The following is a 16,717-nucleotide window of genomic DNA, read 5'->3' on the forward strand; positions in this document are numbered from 1 at the left end:
CACTGCGATGCGCGCACCTCTGCTCAGTGCGCGTTCAAGTGTTGAAGCGGAAAGACGGCCAGCCCGATAAGCGCGGCGGTCGCGACGATGACCGGCTCTTGCAGCTTCCTGAAGCGCCAAAGGAGGAGCACGGTCGCAACGGCGAGCAAAGCGGTCGGCCAGTCGACAATCGATCGTTTGGCGATCACGATCACCGAGCCGGCGATTGCGCCGACCGCCGCCGCGGTGATGCCATCGACGAACGCTTTCACGGCGGCCAACCTGCCGTACTTCTTGAAGTACGGTGCCGGGAGCACGGTGAAGAGATAGCAAGGCAGGAACGTCCCCAGCGCGGCGACACAGGCGCCGGGAAAACCCGCCACGAGATAGCCGATGAACCCGACGGTGATGACGACAGGCCCGGGCGTGATCATCGCCACGGCCACCGCATCGACGAACTGCTTTTCGTTTAGCCAGTGGTGCTCGGTGACCACGCCGCCATAGAGAAAAGGAACGATGGCAAGTCCCGACCCGAAGACGAACGCACCCGCCTTCGCGAAGAACAGGCCGATCTGGCTCAGCAACGACAAGTCGAGGCCGCTCAGCGCACCGCTTAGCGCGGGGGCTTGGGCTGAAGCCAGTGCATGCGCGCCGCCTTTACCGCGCCACGCAGGCGGCGACCGGCGAAACAGGTTCACGAGGCCGCCAGCAATGAACAGCCAGGCGATTTCCGACTCCGTCGCAACCGTCACTACGATGAGCACCGCAAAGATGCCCCACAAGGTCTTGTCAGCGCCGAGCGTCTTGCTCGTCAGCTTGTATGCGCTCATCGCGATGATGCCGACGACAGCTGCGCCGACGCCGTAGAAGACCGCCTGCATCCACGGCAGTCCGCCGAAATGCACGTACGCCCATCCGAGCGCCACGACCATGAGAAAGGAAGGCAGCACGAATGCAATGCCGACCGTCGTGGCGCCGATGATGCGGTAGTGCACGTAACCAAGGTAGATTGCGAGTTGTGCGGCCAGTGGTCCGGGCATCATCTGCGCGAGGGCGAGGCCTTCGCGGTAGTCGTCGTCGCCGATCCACCCGCGCTTCTCGACCAGATCCCGGTGCATATATCCGACGAGCGCGACAGGGCCGCCGAAACCGAACGTGCCCAGTCTCAGCATGTACAGCATCAATTGACCGAGCGAATAGGAAGGCGTGGCGGTCGCTGTCGTCAGCATGGTCGACTCCCCTGCGCTGCGCTCTTCGCAACCGCTGCGAAATGCGCGTACATGGAATCGAGCACGCGACTCATCTCGCTGAGCATCGCGTCATCGTCAGCGACGCGTTCACGAGCGCCCGCCATGATGGCTTCGAAGCCGATCGCCTCGGGCACGGGAGCGCCGCCGACATCGAGCGCGTGGACCATCGCGGCAAGGCGCAGCAGCGCGGGATCGCTCTCCAGGCTGAAGCTCGCCATCAGCACCTCGAACGTAACGCGCTCGCCTACATGCGTGAACGCCGCGCCGTCGAAGTCGAATCCGAGCGCATCGGGCGGGCAAGCGCCCGGCGATGTCAGCCACAGAAATCGACCGTCGGGATCGATGAAGCGGCGGATGAGCCACGCGCTCGCCACTCGATCGACCCAGATACGCTGCCGTGTCGCCCATGTGCGCCCCCGGTAGTCCTCCAAAGCAAGCGCGCGGATCGCTTGCTCCGCCGGGTGCGGCTCGCCGGGAGACATTACCGTGTCGACGTGCGCGACGAAATCCTGCCAGGCTGCTTCCGCGCGAGTCGCTGCCTCAGTGGGAAAAAAGTCGATTGCAACGATGCTTTCGTAGTCCTTTCGCAGACGCCGAATCAGGCGCCGGAGTTCCGTTTCCGCCTGTCCGAAAACGCTCTTTCGCGCTTCGCTGAGCGCGCCGATCAGGGCGTCGTAGTCGTTGGAGCGGTCGAACAGGTCGCGAAACTCGGCTTCTTGCTCGTGACTCAGGCTGGGCGCTCGCAGCAGATGCGCGGTGCCGCCGCTCTCGCCGATCGCATTCGCCAGTTCGCGCAACGCCGCTTCCCGGTCGGGCGTGAATGGGAGCAGATAAATACCGTCGCGTAGCATCGCGCATCCCTTTGCCTTCAACGCGCGCCAGAAGCGCATACGCGCGGTGGCGTTCTCGGTAGGCAACGTCAGAACAAGCAAGGACCAGCTCGAAAGGTCGTGCATGTAACGCATGCTACGTCCGCGTTTCGATCTCTACAAGTTAACTTTCGAACTGCCCGAGTGCTGCACCGCATAAAAGATGCACTGTCGCGTCTGCAGAATGAGTCGAGCGCTACTAGAAGGCGCCCAAGCGAGGCGCTTTTGCAACCGAAGCTCTGATTCATGGTGACCAGCACTCACCCTCTTGCGCGACGGTGCACGCGGCTCCGCTTTCTTTGCAAACATTGCGACCAAAGAAAAAGCAACAATTCAAGTAGTGACGGAGGCGGTAGTCTCACGCAAGCTTCGGCCCCAGCGAGCCACTGCCGCTCGATGAAGTTGTTGAGGCCAATCCAATCATTAGGATATCCAAACGATTGAGGAACTTCCCCGGTTAAGGGCACTTCAGTGCGGGATGCGAGCCTCGTTCGAGATGTGCTCGGCCGCAACGAAGACAATGCGCGCCCGAAAGCGCGTGAGCCTGTCCGCGCATGCGCACAAGCACCCGGGGCAACTCTCGGGCGATGCGCTCGCGCATCACGGCGTCAGTTCAGGCGATCCTGCGCCATGCGCAGTGCAATGTCGAACGCCTTCTGTGTCGCGCCGACATCCGCCTTGCCCTGGCCCTGGATATCGAATGCGGTGCCGTGCGCGGGCGTTGCGATCGGCACCGGCAGGCCGCCGTGCACGGTGACACCGCGCCAGAAGCCCATTAACTTCATCGCGATCTGACCTTGATCGTGGTACATCGTGACGACGCCATCGAAAGCCTTCTGATCGCGTGCGCGCACGAAAATCGTGTCGGCGGGGAAAGGACCTTGCGCGTCGTAGCCGAGCTTGCGGGCGTGCTCCACGGCGGGCGCGATCACGTCGATCTCCTCGCGTCCGAACGCGCCGTTGTCGCCGTTATGCGGATTGAAGCCGCACACCGCGATGCGGGGCGACGCGATACCCGCGCGCTTCTGGCCATCATGAATCAGTTGCACCGCGCCGACGATACGCTCCGGCGTCAGCTTCGCGCTCACGTCTTTCAGCGCGATATGCGAGGTGACGCGCGAGGTCCACAGCTCGTCGAGCACGTTGAATTCGCAAAATGCGCCTTCGTAGTCGAGCTGGCGCGCGAACCATTCCATCTCGTCGTTGGTCTTCATGCCGGCCATGTGCAGGGAAGTTTTGTTGACCGGCGCGAACAGCATGGCCTGCGTGCGGTTCGCGCGCGTCAACGCGAGTGCCTTTCTGAAGGCTTCGAGACTGTAGCGGCCGCCGCGTTCGGTGGACACGGCGCGTTCATAGTGTGCGTCGTCGGGCAGGCGGAAATCGATAAGCGAGGGCGTGTCCGTGCCGCGTGCCGCATCGGCTTCGTCATCGATCACGCGATAGTCGAAGCGTTGTCCAGCGATCTCCATGCCGAGATCGAGCTCGCGCCTGTCGCCGATGATGAGCAGATCCGCCTGCACGCGATTCTCGAGCCGCGCGACAAGGCGAGCGATGAGTTCCGGACCGATGCCGGCAGGGTCGCCCAGCAGGACTGCAATTTGAGGTTTCATGTTGATATTGCCTGTTGTCGGGTATGAGTGTGTGCGGCTTAGATGAATGGCGGTCGAACCGAAGAATCGCCGATGGCTGACCGCAGCGCCCGCCACCGTTCGTCGCGTGTTTGCTCGCCGCGTGCGCTTCGGTCCTGCTCTCCATGTCTGTCTCCTGAACGTTGCCGGCTGCATTGGCCTTTCATGCGCACCTCATTCAATGATGTCGAAGTCCTCCAGGTGCCTGTCCGACAGCGAGATGCCCAGCCCCGGCGTCTCATCGGACAGTTGCAGATAGCCATTCTCGGGCTGCGGTTCACCGTCGAAGATGTAATAGAAGAGTTCGTTGCCCACTTCGACATCGAACACCGGGAAGAACTCGGACATGGGGCTCGCGGTGCTCGACATCGTCAGGTGATAGTTGTGCATCTGTCCCGCATGCGGAATCACCGGCACCGACCAGGCCTCGGCCATCGCGTTGATCTTGCGGGCGGCCGTGAAGCCGCCGACGCGGTTCGTGTCGTACTGGATGACATCGACCGCGCGACGTTCGAGCAGGTCCTTGAATCCGTAGACAGTGAACTCGTGCTCGCCGCCGGAGATCGGCAAGATATTCATCTTCTTCAGTTCCTGATAGCCCTCGATGTCGTCGCCGATCACCGGTTCTTCCAGCCAGCGCGGATTGAACTCGGCGAGACGCGGCAGCATCCGACGCGCATATTCGAGCGTCCAGCCCATGTAGCATTCGAGCATGATGTCGACTTCGTCGCCGACGAGTTCGCGCAGCAGACGCACCTGCTCGAGATTCTTCGCCATGCCCTTCGGGCCGTCCTTCGGGCCATAACCGAAACGCATCTTCATCGCGGTGAAGCCCTGGTCCAGATAGCCTTCCGCTTCCGCGAGGAACGCGTCGCGGTCGTCGTTGTTGTAGAGCTTCGATGCATAGCACCAGATCTTTTCTTTCGTGCGGCCGCCGAGCAGCTTGAAAACGGGCTTGTTCACGGCTTTGCCCATGATGTCCCACAACGCGATGTCCATTGCCGAAATCGCCGCCATGCCGATACCCTTGCGGCCCCACGCGAGCGTGCGGCGATACATCTTCTGCCAGATGTATTCATGATCGAACGGATCTTCGCCGATGGCGATGGGCGCGAGATATTCATCGACGATCTGTTTGGCGACGCGCGGCGCGAGCGCGCAATTACCGATGCCGACGGTGCCGTCATCGCACTCGACTTCGACGACAAGCCAGCCGTGAAAGCGGAAGGAGCCCATGGCGTCGCCGCGCTGATAGAGAATGTCCACGGCATTCGTGCAGAAATGCGATTGCGGCGGCACCACCTTCCCTTTCCATTCGAATACGCGTGCGCGGACATGCTTGATCTTCATCTTCATTGTCTCCGTTTGATGCGAGCAGAGCCGCTTCGACAAGGGTTTGCGCGGCTGTTTCGGGTAGCGCTAGTGTGCGAGACTCCGCGATAACTGACCATTGAATTAATTGCATCGGCCTATTTCCGGGAGTTATCGCTCGCATGATCGCGCCTGCTACCGCCATTCGCAAACGCCTGCGCCTGCGTCATCTGCAACTGATGACGGCGCTCTCCGAGACCGAGTCGCTCAGAAGCGCTGCCGACGAACTCGCAATGACGCAACCTGCCGCGACCAAGGCGCTGAAGGAACTGGAGGACACCATTGGCGTCGCGCTGTTCGTGCGGCATGCACGCGGCATGGAGCCGACCATCTACGGCGAAGCGGTGATGCGCTATGCGCGCGTGGTGTTCGAGGATCTCGATGAGTTGCGCGAAGAACTGGCGGCGATCGAGGCGGGCGATATCGGCAAGGTGCGTATCGGTGCGGTGATGGCGCCGGCGCCGGACCTGCTGACGAAGGTGATCGTGCAGTTGAAGAATGCGCATCCTCGCTTGCAGATCAGCGTGCAGATCGACACGAGCGATGTGCTCGTGCAGGCATTGCAGCAGGATCAACTGGATATTGTCGTGGGACGGATTCCTTACGGGTTCTCCGCGCTCGATCTGAGCTTCGAGACCTTGTCGGAGGAAGCGCTTGCCATCGTCGCGCGGCCGGATCATCCGGTCGTCGGCATGGCGGGGAAGCCCAGGCTTGCCGATCTTGCGCAGTATCCGTGGATCGTGCAGCCGCATCCGAGCCCTATGCGGCAGGTCGTCGATCAGACGTTCCGCGAGTCGCGGGTCGCGCCGCCCGTGAGTACTGTCGAAACCTCTTCCATTCTCACGACGTTGTCGCTATTGCGGGACTCGGACATGCTGGCGGTTCTACCGAGTTCCGTTGCCGATTACTATGCGGCGCTTCGGACTATCGCTTCCCTGGCTACGCCGCTAAGGGGCCGGCTTGCCCCTTATGGGTTGATTCTCAGGAAGAATCGGAGGATCAGTCCGGCGACGCAACTGGTTATCGAAGCCATCCGAGGCGGGTGACAGGTTCTTTGCTTTTCTCTTGGCAATTCAGCAAAGAAAGTGACCCGCGCCCCGGTTCTGGCAGTGCCAATAAACTCACTCGGAATCAGGATTCACGGAAGCCTGCGAGCACCGCCCCGACCTTGCACCCCTTATCTCCCTACACGCCGCTCGGCAAAGTCCAGCTCTCCTCGTCCCAAGCGCGTGGCATCGTCAGCAGAAGAAGAAGAACCCGGATCCAGAGTGATATCCGGCCGCATGTAGAAGGTCATCACGATTCCTGCAGCGAGCAATCCGAGCGACCCGATGAACGGCAGAGTCCAACTCCCGGTTCGATCCACGATGAACCCGAACACGATCGGCGAGAAGATCCCAGCGACAGCCGACCCCGCATTCACAAGCCCGCTCGCAATACCGACGTGCTTCGGCGTGATGTCCATCGGCACGGCCCAGATCGGCCCGATCGTCATCTCGAGAAAGAAGAAGGACAGACTCATCGACGCTGCCATGACCGGCAGCGACTTCACGAACATCACCGGCGCGAGAAAAACGAGCGCACCCAGAAACGCGACGATGATCATGTTGCGCCGCGCGGCTACCACACTCCCCGTACGCTTGAGGATACGATCCGAAACAACGCCGCCCACCGTGTTGCCGACAACACCCGAAAGAAACACGCCTGCCGAGAACAGCGCAGAGCTTTTCAGATCGAGCCCGCGTCCATGCATGAAGAACGACGGCAGCCAGGTAAAGAATAGCCAGCCGGTCCATCCATAGCAGAAGTAGACGATCATCGTCGGCGCGATGCGCTTGATGAGGCGCGCCCACGGCGTCGGCTCGCGCGTCTTGTCGACGGCGACCTTATGCTCCGGCGGCAATGCCGCCTCCTCCTCCGCCGTCATGTGACGATGCTGACGCGGGTTGTCCTTGAAGTACCAGGCATAGACCACGACCCACACGGCCGTCAGTGCGCCGACGAGAACGAACGAAGCTCGCCACGAAGCAAACGCGATGAGCAGCGCGATCAAGGGCGGCGTGACCGCGTTCCCAAGACGCGAAAACGAGTGCGTAAGCCCCTGCACGAATCCGCGCTGGCTCGCCGGATACCAGTTGACAAGCGCGCGCGCCTGCGCGGGCAGCGCCGCGCCTTCCCCGACGCCGAGCAGCATGCGCGCACAGAACAGCGAAACCACACCGCCCGCGAAGCCGGTTGCGACGGTCGCGACAATCCAGATCGATGCGCACAGTACCAGTGTCGACTTCGCGCCGAATCGATCGCTGACCCATCCGCCGATGATCTGGCAGATCGCATACGTGTAGGCAAAGGCGCCGAACACGAGGCCGACGTCCGTATTGGTCAGATGAAGGTCGTCGCGTATCACTCCCGCGGCGGCGGACAAATTCACGCGATCGAGGTACATGATGAATGACATCGCGCACATCAGCGCGAGCACGGACCGGGTGACTCTGGGGCGTTGCAGCATGGTGTATGTCTCCTCCGAGGCTTGTTACGCGCTGGTAAACCCTTGCGCGTGCTCTTATTCGAGGCGGACCGCGTTCGATCCGACACTGCGCAGTCTCCCGAGAACACCGATAGCCGTCTATTGAATTCGCCTCATGAGGTGATTACCTGCGGTTATGTCTGCAAGAACTTCAGCCGATCGACTCCTTGCGGACATGCACGCGCTTCTCTGTCAGCAAATCGCCGCAACCGTTCCTATACTTGGAGCGAGAGAACAAGCCAATACTCGTCCTCTGACGGTATCCCAGCCATCGAAAGCCGAACGCCTGAATAGGGACGATCATGGGAGCGACGACATCGGAAGGCGCGACGCCGGACCGTGAACACCGCGCGCCGGACGATCCGCATCGACGTGCGGTGTACGGCCTTGCACTCGCGGCGCTGGGCGTCGTCTATGGCGATATCGGCACGAGTCCGCTTTACACGCTTAAAACCGTGTTCGATCCATCGGGCGGTTTGCCGCTTCAACCGGCGAATGTCATCGGCATTGTTTCGCTGATCTTCTGGTCGTTGACGGTCATCGTTTCGCTCAAGTATGTCGCGCTGATCCTGCGCGCGAGCAATCACGGCGAAGGCGGCATCATGGCGTTGCTCGCGCTCGCGGCTTCATCGGTCAAAGAGAGGCGCCGCTTGCGTCATGGGCTGCTGGTCGTCGGCGTGATGGGCGCATCGCTCTTCTATGGCGATGGCGTCATCACGCCTGCTATTTCCGTGCTAAGCGCGGTCGAGGGACTCGAAGTGGCCGCGCCCGTGTTGCAGCCATACGTGGTCCCGGTAACGCTTATCGCGCTGATCGCGCTGTTTCTCTTGCAGAAGCGCGGCACGGCGGGCATCGGCGCGGTATTCGGTCCGATCATGGTGCTGTGGTTCGTCGTCATTGCTGTGGCGGGCGCGATGAACATCAAGGACGCACCGCGCATCCTCGCCGCGCTCGATCCTTTCGAAGGGCTCGCGTTCTGTCTGCATCATCGCTGGCTGGCGTTCGTCGCATTGGGCGCGGTCGTTCTTTCGCTGACGGGCGCCGAAGCGCTCTATGCGGACATGGGTCACTTCGGTGCCCGTCCCATTCGGCTGACGTGGTTCGCAGTGGTCTTTCCGGCGCTCGCGCTCAACTATCTGGGTCAGGGCGCGTTGCTGCTCGCCGACCCCGCCGCGTTGCAAAACCCGTTCTATCGGCTGTTTCCGTCGTGGATGCTCTTTCCGATGATCCTGCTCTCGACCATCGCGACGGTCATCGCTTCGCAAGCCGTCATCTCCGGCACATACTCGATGACGAAGCAGGCGATGCAGCTCGGCTTCCTGCCGCGCATGAACGTGGTTCACACGTCGGCACGCGAGATCGGGCAGATTTATGTGCCCGGTATCAACTGGACCTTATTGCTCGCGGTAGTAGCGGCCGTGCTGGGCTTCGGCTCGTCCACCGCGCTTGGCTCGGCATATGGCATCGCGGTGACGGGCACGATGCTCATCACCACCATGCTCACCTTCTTCGTCATTCGGTATGCATGGCACATGAACTGGGCGCTATGCGTCTTCGCCACGCTGTTCTTCTTCGTCATCGATTCGATGTTCTTCTCAGCGAACCTACTGAAAGTGGCGGAGGGCGGCTGGTTCCCGCTGGCGATCGGTCTGCTGATCTTCACCGTGATGGCGACATGGGGACGCGGCTCGGAGATCATGGCGCACGAAGCCCATGTGCGCGCGGGCACGACGCCGCTTCGACCATTCCTCACTTCGTTGCTGACGAAGAAGCCGGTGCGCGTGGAAGGGACGGCTGTATTCATGTCGGCCGATCCGGACGGCGTGCCTCACTCCTTGCTGAACAACTTGATGCATAACCGCGTGCTGCACGAACACGTGGCGTTTCTCACCGTTATCAACGAGCCGGTGCCGTGGGTCGACAACGCAAGACGCCTCGATATTCAAGTGCTCGGTGACGGCTGTTTTCAGGTCACCGTCCGGTACGGCTTCAAGGACGAAGTCGATCTTCCCGCTGCACTCGAAAGTTGTCGGCAGTCCGGACTCAAGTTCGACCGCTCGACCATTTCATATTTCCTGTCGCGAGCGACGGTCGTGCCGACGCCCGGCACCGGCATGGCGCTGTGGCGTGAGCGCCTCTTCGCGATCATGCTTCACAACGTGGGCAACGTGGCCGCGTATTTGCGGTTGCCTGCGGACCGCGTGATCGAGTTGGGTGCGCGCATCGAGATATGAGCTTTGGCGTCGGCCTGAGCACGGGCCGCATGCCGCAGATACACCGCGAAGACAACCGGCCCAGGACGCGACAGCTGCACGCCGGCACTGCGTCTCGCCTTCCTTACTCCGACTGGCAGGAGGCCATCGCCCGTGCAAGACATCGGCAGCGTAGTTCGCGAATTTGTCGAGGAAGTGCTGAACCAGGGGCGAATCGATTCCGCCGAACGGTTCTTCTGGGACGACATGATCGAGCAGGTGCCATTCCCCGGGCAGGGTCCCGGTCTCCAGGGGCTCAAGGAGGTGCTGCGGGGAATGCGTGCCGCGTTCCCGGACATGCACTGGCGCATCGAGGAACAGCTCGTCGACGGTGACCGCGTGCTGACCCGCTTCGAGTGGACGGGCACACATCGGGATGCATTCCTCGGCGTGCCTGCCACGGGAAAGGCGGTCAAGGTGTGGGGCATGGTCATCGACCGCTTTCAGGAAGGCAGGATCAAGCAAACGCGCATCATCATGGATACGCTCGGATTGATGATGCAACTCGGCGCGGTTCCCTCGCCGGACTCGTGAAACCGGGCGCAAGAGCGGATCAGAGCGGCACGTCCTCGATCAGATCCAGACGCACGGCGCGGATCCTGCGGTCGACGAAATAGCCTCCGCCTTCGGTATAGCGCAGATAGAGACGGCCACAGGATGAACATTCCCACAGGCCGCAGCGGTTGTACGGAAAGTAGCGCGGTGCGATGGGCGCGTCGGCCGCCCAGTAATTGGTCCCGTCGGGCAGATATTCCGAGTAAGTCGGTTCGGGATCGTCTTCCGGCAGCAAGGTGCCGATCTCGCGGAACCGCGCTTCGTCGAGGGAAAGCGGCTGGGATTGCCAGCCGTCGAGCGGCGTCCTCGTGCATGCGCAAGCATCGGGCGCACTGGCCTCCGCGCGTCGTGCGTGTTCGATCAGTGCGGCGGTGTTCAGGTAGTCGGGCATGGCGGCGTGTCGTCGATGAAGCAAACGCGCCATCATGCGCGCGTCCGCCGTGTTTGGGCAAGCCGTCAGCCTCGCATCATCCGGTCCCGCTGCGGCGCGACCCACGGACAATGGTCGAACCGTCCTTCCGCAATCGACTTCAGCCGCGCCGCTTCCTTAGCCGCCTGGTTGCGCGCGCCCGCGATCACGGCTTCGAGATCCGCAGGCGCGATGGCGAGCACGCCGTCTTATCGCCGACGCGACAGTGAGGTTCGTCGTCATGGCGCAGGACTGCCGCAACAGGTACCGACCGCGCATGAGGCGTTGCACAGCACTCGCGATCCAGCCAGGACCGGCTGCCCGGTACTCGACAAGATTTGCAGCAGGCCGTTACTGCCCTCCGAAGTAGATTCGCCGCATCTCGTCGGTAGAGGCGGGACGAGTGACGACAGTCGAACCGGATCCCGACGAGCCGGACGACGCGCCGCCGTAGCCCGTAGCGCCCTTCTGCATTTGCAAACGCGTCTCGGCTGCCTGAATGTCCGTCGGATAAGTGGGATTTTCGCCTTTGGCCGGGTCATAGCCAACCTGCTCGAGCTGTTTCAACTCGGCGCGTACCTGGGCACGCGTGAGTGTGGCGTCCGTCTGAGAAAACGCGGCAAGCGGCACGCAAAGCGCCGAAGCAGCCGCAATCACGATCGCAACTGATTTCATGGTGACTTCCTGGAAGGCCTTGAAGGATGTCAGGACGCCGCGTCAGGGATGCAAGATCCGGTAGCTGGCGACCAGAGCCTGAACGGGCACTTCTTTAACTTTCATACGATGAAGGCATCGCCCTTTCATGGCGATAACATGCCGAAAAGCTGCCCGTAGATACAAGACGAACAGAAACGCGGGAAATCGCAAACTCATCGTCCGGTTGCGTAACACGCTGGCCTTCTGCAACGGCAGTCACCGAGGTTCGAGCCCGGCGTTACGCCCAAGCGATCAGGAAGGGCCATGTCGCAAGTATGTTGACGACCTCGAGTTTCCATATGACAAAACAGAAAGACGGTGCTGCCAAAAATCTGTTTTAAGAGGGCGCTTTATAACTGTAAGTAAAGATAAAACTACTGCATAGACGAAAATTGAACCGGTAATATTTCATTTCGCATCAAACAGTTTGTAAAAAGCTGGCGAACGATCGTTCACCGTATCGCGGATTGATTCGCGGCGGCGTCCACAAGCACGAATGGCGTCAATGAATGCCGATTCGAATAGAACCTGAGAGAGAACACCAGATGATCATTTATCACGGCGGAGCGGCGTTCGAGCCGAATGTCACGCGCGACGGAAAAGCATTCGTCGCAACAGCGTCCATTCTTGAGGAAGATGGTCATGTCACCACCCTCGGAAAGCTGGGCTTGTTCGCGAACGAAGAGTGCGCAATGCACTTCGCCATTCTGTCCGCGACGGCCTTCGTCGAGGGCGATGAAATGCCGGTGCCTCCCATCAGACTATCGGCGTAAGGCCGTACTACAGCGATGAGTCGTCGCCCGCGATGCCTGTACGGCGACTTCGCTGTGCTGCTGGCGTTGCGCCGTCGCAATAACGGGAACAGTTGCCGCTGATCGGCCGAGTCTGATCAGCGGTCGATCGCCAACACTATTGTGCGATTGGCTTCGGCGTACGGCGCCAGAATCATCCTGCGGTATGACTCCGCATGCATGTGGTCTTGGGACCGACCGGTTCATCGACAGGTCGGCGGCGAAGGACTTCGCAAATGAAGGTCGGACGCCCATCGCCTGTGGTGACACTGACGCATGGGCTGAACGCCCGTTCCGACGGCATGTCGGGACATCGATTCGATTCGTAGGATCGTCGCAGCCCTAAGAAGAATTCGGTGCGCACAAAAGCGCCTTGAATGCTGGCGAGGCAACGCCTACAGTTAGCCTCGACTCACAGGCGGACTACACGGCTCTTACGTTTCGCGTTCACCACAACGGAGAAAGCGATATGGAGAAGGTTCCAGCATCTTCAGTCACCGATCAGTTGTCTCCGGAAAGGCTGCTCCAGATCGGCATGGGCTTCTGGGCGTCGAAGACGCTCCTGTCCGCCGTGGAACTCGGCGTCTTTACCGAACTCGCGGGCGGTCCACGTGACGCGTCCGACCTCATCGAGCGTCTCGGGCTTCATCCGCGTTCGGCACTTGACTTCCTGGACGCCCTTGTTGCCCTTCAGTTGCTGGAACGAAAAGAATCGGTGTATGAAAACACCGCTGAGACCAACATCTTTCTCGACAAGGCTAAGCCCAGCTATGTCGGCGGTCTCCTGGAAATGGCGAATGCACGCCTCTACCCGTTCTGGGGTTCGCTCACTGAAGCGCTCGTCACGGGGCTTCCGCAGAACGAGGCGAAGCGAGGCGGCAATCCTTTTGACGCGATCTACCGCGACGAAGCGTCGTTGCGCGGCTTCCTTCAAGCGATGACGGGTGTCAGCCTCGGCGCCGCGCGCGCCATCGCACGGCAATTCCCGTGGGCCGACTACGGCACGTTCATTGACATCGGCGCAGCGCAAGGCGTGTTGCCGGTGCAGGTCGCATTGGCACACCCGCATTTGACCGGCGGCGGTTTCGACTTGCCGGCCGTCGGGCCGATATTCGATGAATATGTCGCTCACCACGGCCTTTCCGCACGTTTGCGCTTTTATCCCGGCGATTTCTTCAAGGTCGCATGCCCGTCGGCCGATGTGCTCATCATGGGCCACATCCTGCATGACTGGGCGTTGCCGCAGAAGCTCGCTTTACTTAGGATGACATATGACGCTCTGCCGCCCGGAGGGGCGCTCATCGTCTATGATGCGATCATCGACGACCAGCGAAAAAATAACGCATTTGGCTTGTTAATGAGCCTCAACATGCTGATTGAAACGCCGGGCGGGTTTGACTACACAGGCGCCCAGTGCCGACAATGGATGGAAACGACGGGGTTCAAGGGAGTACGCATTGAACCGCTAGCCGGGCCCGACTCCATGGTTATCGGCTTCAAGTGAGCGCGCCTTAGCGGTTCTCGCGCCAACAGCTACGCGTTCGATTTCTCGGCCTCGCTGGGCTCCTCCCTCGCTTTGTAGCGCGGCGTGGGCTGCGGCAGCAGAAAAAAACCGACGCACAGCAGTGCAATGGCCACTCCGATGCGTGACGCCGCGATCACGACGGGAACCGCGACGATCTGGACCAGCGTCGCAATGCCGTAGCGACGCGTCATCTGCTGGACGAAATCGGGCGCGAGACGTTCATCCATCAACCGGCGGCCTGGCATTGCATAGAACCACTTCCCCATCCAGGCGCAGGCGAGCAGGGCAAGACCGGCAACCAGGGTCACTGAGGCGACGGGCTCGAAGCCCGTGCCGAGGTGGAAGCACCAGACGCGGATTGGATAAGGAATGACGACGATCGCCAGCAGGAACAGCAGATTGATCACGCCGAACCAGTGATCACTCTTCGCATAAATGCGACCTGAATAATGGTGCTGAAGCCAGTAGGCCCCGATCACAACATAACAGAGAACCAGCGCAAGATATTGGCGCCATTGCGCCGCCATGGCGTTTGCCAGGTCGCTGTAGCCATGCGTGCCCTCCGGAGATCCCGGGACCTTGATCTCGACGATCAGCAAGGTCAGCGCGATTGCGAAAACGGCGTCGCTGAACCCCTCGAAGCGGCCCAGTCCGCGCTCGGCACCATGCGTCTCCCCGGCGGTAGGTTTGCTCCGCGTATTACTTGGCATCATGTGACTCCTTTCGCGCACCTGGAGACGTTCTTCTCGGCGCAGCAGGCAAAATCTTCGTTGGACAATCAGAATTACATCCTGCCAAGAGTAAGTTCCAAGGATGCATCGAGTTGCCCGCAACTCAGTATGACCGCTTTTGGCCGGCTTCGTCGTTCCGTGCGCGGCGAGGAAACTCCGCGCGGCGTTGAAGACCAATCGTTGTGTATCCAATGAACCGAGGGGATGCGCGGCGCTACAGGGAGTCACCGGCAGTTTGTTTTTAGTGTATTGAGTCATCGCCAGCGAGCTCTTGGCCTGCGCAACGCCCAACGTCAGGCAGACCTAGGCCGACTCTCTGGAACCCTTGTGGTCTGATTTCACCGTTGTCGCGCCCAGTGCGCCAGTCATTCCCACCTGGGCCCAGATGTCGCGGACCTGATGAACGCCGAATGGATGCGTCGTTCGTCATCGTGGGAACCGCTATTGCTCACTCACTCCAAAATGTAAGCAGCATGTCCGCGAACGCCGTGCGCGCTCCAGTACGCAAAACTCAGGTCTATCGACCGCAAACGAAGACATAGATGAACGATCCGATCGTTGATTGCATTATTGTCGGGGGCGGGCCCGCTGGCCTCACCGCTGCCCTCTATCTCGCACGATTCAGGCGCTCGACGATCGTGATCGACGACGGTCAGAGCAGAGCGTCTTTGATACCCGTCGTGCGTAACCTCGCCGGCTTCGAGAGCGGCATCAATGGAAACGCACTGCTTGCCAAGATGCGTCGTCAGATCGAATGTTACGACGTGCCAGTCGTCACAGGCCGAGTCACGACGATAAGGCACACGGACGGCAGGTTTCTCGTTGAATACTGCAGCAATGGCGGTTCTTCGTCCCGCAGCCTGATTGCACATCGTGCACTGCTCGCGTGTGGAATTCGCGACAAACTTCCGCCGATTGACGACGCCGTTAGGCTGACTCAACGAGGATTGCTCCGTTTCTGCGCGATATGCGACGGGTTCGAAGCGCAAGGCAAACGGATCGCAATGCTGGGTCCGGCGTCACGAGCGCTGTCGCATGCCTTGTTCTTCCGCACGTTCTGTCAGCAGGTGGCAGTCATCGCCTCCGATATCGATGCGCTGACGCAACAGGAGCGTGCCCTCGCGGCGGAGCACGCAATCGATTTGGTCATGACTGAGGCGCTCCAGTTACCGAATAGCACTGAGGCGCCCTTGAGCGTTGCATGCCCGAATGGGCAGCGACATGTATTCGATGCTATTTATCCGGTGCTTGGCTGCGACTCGCAAGCGGACCTGTTGAGTGGCTTCGATGTGCAGCGAGACAGCGACGGAATGATCGTGACCGGTAAGGATCAGCAGACGAGCGTAGATGGACTGTACGCAGCGGGGGATGCAGTGAACACGCTCAATCAGATCTGCGTCGCAGTGGGTGAAGCTGCAATGGCTTCGATGGCTATCCATCGAAGCTTGCCGGCTAATCCGCTTTAGCGTAAGCGCGCCGTAAATCACATGTCATGTGGGAGATGACCATGCATGAAGGCGCTTCAGGCGGCCGCCTTCACGCCACCGAAATGCTGACGCCAGTTGTAGATCGTCTGCTCGCGGATTCCGTGCTTCTTCGCCACCTCGGCGACCTACGTCTTGTCCGCCTCGCGCAGCGTCGTGACCATCTGCTCTTCAGTGAATCGGCTCTTCTTCATGACTTCCATCGTAAGCGCGCAGAAATGGACGTCTGGAACTGTTTGATCTGAGCGCGCAGGCTATGTCCACTGTTTCGATGAACTGACCCCGGAATGTTGGACGCGGTGACGTTAGTGCTGCTTATATTTCATTCTGTACTGGACAGGGCTGAGTCCTTGCAATCTTAGCTTGATTCGATCGTGGTTGTAATAGTGGATGTAGTCCTTGATGCCGGTTTGCAGTTCGTCGACGTTGCGAAACCTGTTCATGTAGAAAAATTCCGACTTAAGCGTACCGAAGAAGCTCTCCATCGTGGCGTTATCGAGACAATTGCCTTTGCGTGACATGCTCTGTCTTACTTTCTGCTGTTTAAGCCGGCGACCATAGACCGGCATCTGGTATTGGGCGGATTCAAACGGTCGTCGCAACACTGGATTGTTGAACAGATTTCAGGTACTCGTCTAGGGCTTCCGCAG

The 16,717-nt window shown here is 60.4% G+C and carries 14 protein-coding genes and 3 pseudogenes; 6 read left to right on the forward strand and 11 right to left on the reverse strand.

What is annotated here, in order from left to right; genetic code table 11:
• Window positions 1–23: 23 nt before the first annotated feature.
• The 4 genes from AWB72_RS24670 to AWB72_RS24685 all read right to left on the reverse strand — a co-directional run bounded on the left by AWB72_RS24670 (window position 24) and on the right by AWB72_RS24685 (window position 5,076).
• Window positions 24–1,205, reverse strand: a complete 1,182-nt coding sequence (locus tag AWB72_RS24670) for a chromate transporter (RefSeq protein ID WP_087128802.1) — start codon at window positions 1,203–1,205, stop codon at window positions 24–26.
• Window positions 1,202–2,185, reverse strand: a complete 984-nt coding sequence (locus AWB72_RS24675) for a chromate resistance protein ChrB domain-containing protein (protein WP_040053551.1) — start codon at window positions 2,183–2,185, stop codon at window positions 1,202–1,204. Before AWB72_RS24675 ends, AWB72_RS24670 begins: the two co-directional genes overlap by 4 nt.
• Before the next feature lie 521 nt (window positions 2,186–2,706).
• On the reverse strand, window positions 2,707–3,708 hold the full coding sequence (locus AWB72_RS24680; RefSeq protein WP_040053503.1) for a 4-hydroxythreonine-4-phosphate dehydrogenase PdxA: 1,002 nt from the start codon (window positions 3,706–3,708) through the stop codon (window positions 2,707–2,709).
• Window positions 3,709–3,900: 192 nt separating this feature from the next.
• Window positions 3,901–5,076 (reverse strand): L-rhamnonate dehydratase, encoded by a 1,176-nt coding sequence (locus AWB72_RS24685; RefSeq protein WP_040053552.1) that lies wholly within the window; start codon window positions 5,074–5,076, stop codon window positions 3,901–3,903.
• Between the two features lie 143 nt (window positions 5,077–5,219).
• Between AWB72_RS24685 and AWB72_RS24690 the strand changes: the two genes are divergently transcribed.
• Window positions 5,220–6,143 (forward strand): LysR family transcriptional regulator, encoded by a 924-nt coding sequence (locus AWB72_RS24690; protein ID WP_040053504.1) that lies wholly within the window; start codon window positions 5,220–5,222, stop codon window positions 6,141–6,143.
• Window positions 6,144–6,274: 131 nt separating this feature from the next.
• Here AWB72_RS24690 and AWB72_RS24695 read toward each other — a convergent pair whose 3' ends face one another.
• Entirely contained in the window at window positions 6,275–7,606 is a 1,332-nt protein-coding gene (locus AWB72_RS24695; RefSeq protein ID WP_040053505.1) for an MFS transporter, read from the reverse strand.
• Between the two features lie 320 nt (window positions 7,607–7,926).
• Between AWB72_RS24695 and AWB72_RS24700 the strand changes: the two genes are divergently transcribed.
• Window positions 7,927–9,858, forward strand: coding sequence for a potassium transporter Kup (locus AWB72_RS24700; RefSeq protein WP_040053506.1), 1,932 nt, complete (start codon window positions 7,927–7,929; stop codon window positions 9,856–9,858).
• A gap of 132 nt (window positions 9,859–9,990) precedes the next feature.
• On the forward strand, window positions 9,991–10,410 hold the full coding sequence (locus AWB72_RS24705) for an ester cyclase (protein WP_040053507.1): 420 nt from the start codon (window positions 9,991–9,993) through the stop codon (window positions 10,408–10,410).
• A gap of 19 nt (window positions 10,411–10,429) precedes the next feature.
• Here AWB72_RS24705 and AWB72_RS24710 read toward each other — a convergent pair whose 3' ends face one another.
• The 3 genes and pseudogenes from AWB72_RS24710 to AWB72_RS24720 all read right to left on the reverse strand — a co-directional run bounded on the left by AWB72_RS24710 (window position 10,430) and on the right by AWB72_RS24720 (window position 11,515).
• Window positions 10,430–10,822, reverse strand: a complete 393-nt coding sequence (locus AWB72_RS24710; protein WP_040053508.1) for a hypothetical protein — start codon at window positions 10,820–10,822, stop codon at window positions 10,430–10,432.
• A 65-nt stretch (window positions 10,823–10,887) separates the two neighbouring features.
• Window positions 10,888–11,049 (reverse strand): annotated as a pseudogene (locus AWB72_RS24715) (RraA family protein); the annotation flags it as partial.
• A 142-nt stretch (window positions 11,050–11,191) separates the two neighbouring features.
• Entirely contained in the window at window positions 11,192–11,515 is a 324-nt protein-coding gene (locus tag AWB72_RS24720; protein WP_040053509.1) for a DUF4148 domain-containing protein, read from the reverse strand.
• A gap of 566 nt (window positions 11,516–12,081) precedes the next feature.
• On the opposite strand from AWB72_RS24720, the gene AWB72_RS24725 reads away from it, so the two are divergent.
• On the forward strand, window positions 12,082–12,309 hold the full coding sequence (locus tag AWB72_RS24725) for a hypothetical protein (RefSeq protein ID WP_040053510.1): 228 nt from the start codon (window positions 12,082–12,084) through the stop codon (window positions 12,307–12,309).
• Window positions 12,310–12,796: 487 nt separating this feature from the next.
• Window positions 12,797–13,831: a methyltransferase gene (locus AWB72_RS24730; protein WP_040053511.1), complete on the forward strand. Its 1,035-nt coding sequence runs from the start codon at window positions 12,797–12,799 to the stop codon at window positions 13,829–13,831.
• Window positions 13,832–13,860: 29 nt separating this feature from the next.
• On the opposite strand, the gene AWB72_RS24735 is transcribed toward AWB72_RS24730, so the two are convergent.
• Window positions 13,861–14,841 carry a TMEM175 family protein gene (locus AWB72_RS24735; RefSeq protein ID WP_244285736.1) on the reverse strand — a complete coding sequence of 327 codons (981 nt, stop codon included), beginning with the start codon at window positions 14,839–14,841 and terminating at the stop codon, window positions 13,861–13,863.
• A gap of 284 nt (window positions 14,842–15,125) precedes the next feature.
• Between AWB72_RS24735 and AWB72_RS24740 the strand changes: the two genes are divergently transcribed.
• On the forward strand, window positions 15,126–16,049 hold the full coding sequence (locus AWB72_RS24740) for an NAD(P)/FAD-dependent oxidoreductase (protein ID WP_040053513.1): 924 nt from the start codon (window positions 15,126–15,128) through the stop codon (window positions 16,047–16,049).
• A 65-nt stretch (window positions 16,050–16,114) separates the two neighbouring features.
• Here the strand turns inward: AWB72_RS24740 and AWB72_RS28365 are convergent.
• Together AWB72_RS28365 and AWB72_RS24745 are read right to left on the reverse strand one after the other, a co-directional pair.
• A pseudogene (locus tag AWB72_RS28365) lies at window positions 16,115–16,261 on the reverse strand (transposase); the annotation flags it as partial.
• A 111-nt stretch (window positions 16,262–16,372) separates the two neighbouring features.
• Window positions 16,373–16,645 (reverse strand): annotated as a pseudogene (locus AWB72_RS24745) (IS3 family transposase); the annotation flags it as partial.
• Window positions 16,646–16,717 lie beyond the last annotated feature (72 nt).

The sequence above is a fragment of the Caballeronia concitans genome (assembly GCF_001544615.1).
In the GTDB taxonomy this organism is placed as follows: Bacteria; Pseudomonadota; Gammaproteobacteria; order Burkholderiales; family Burkholderiaceae; genus Caballeronia; species Caballeronia concitans.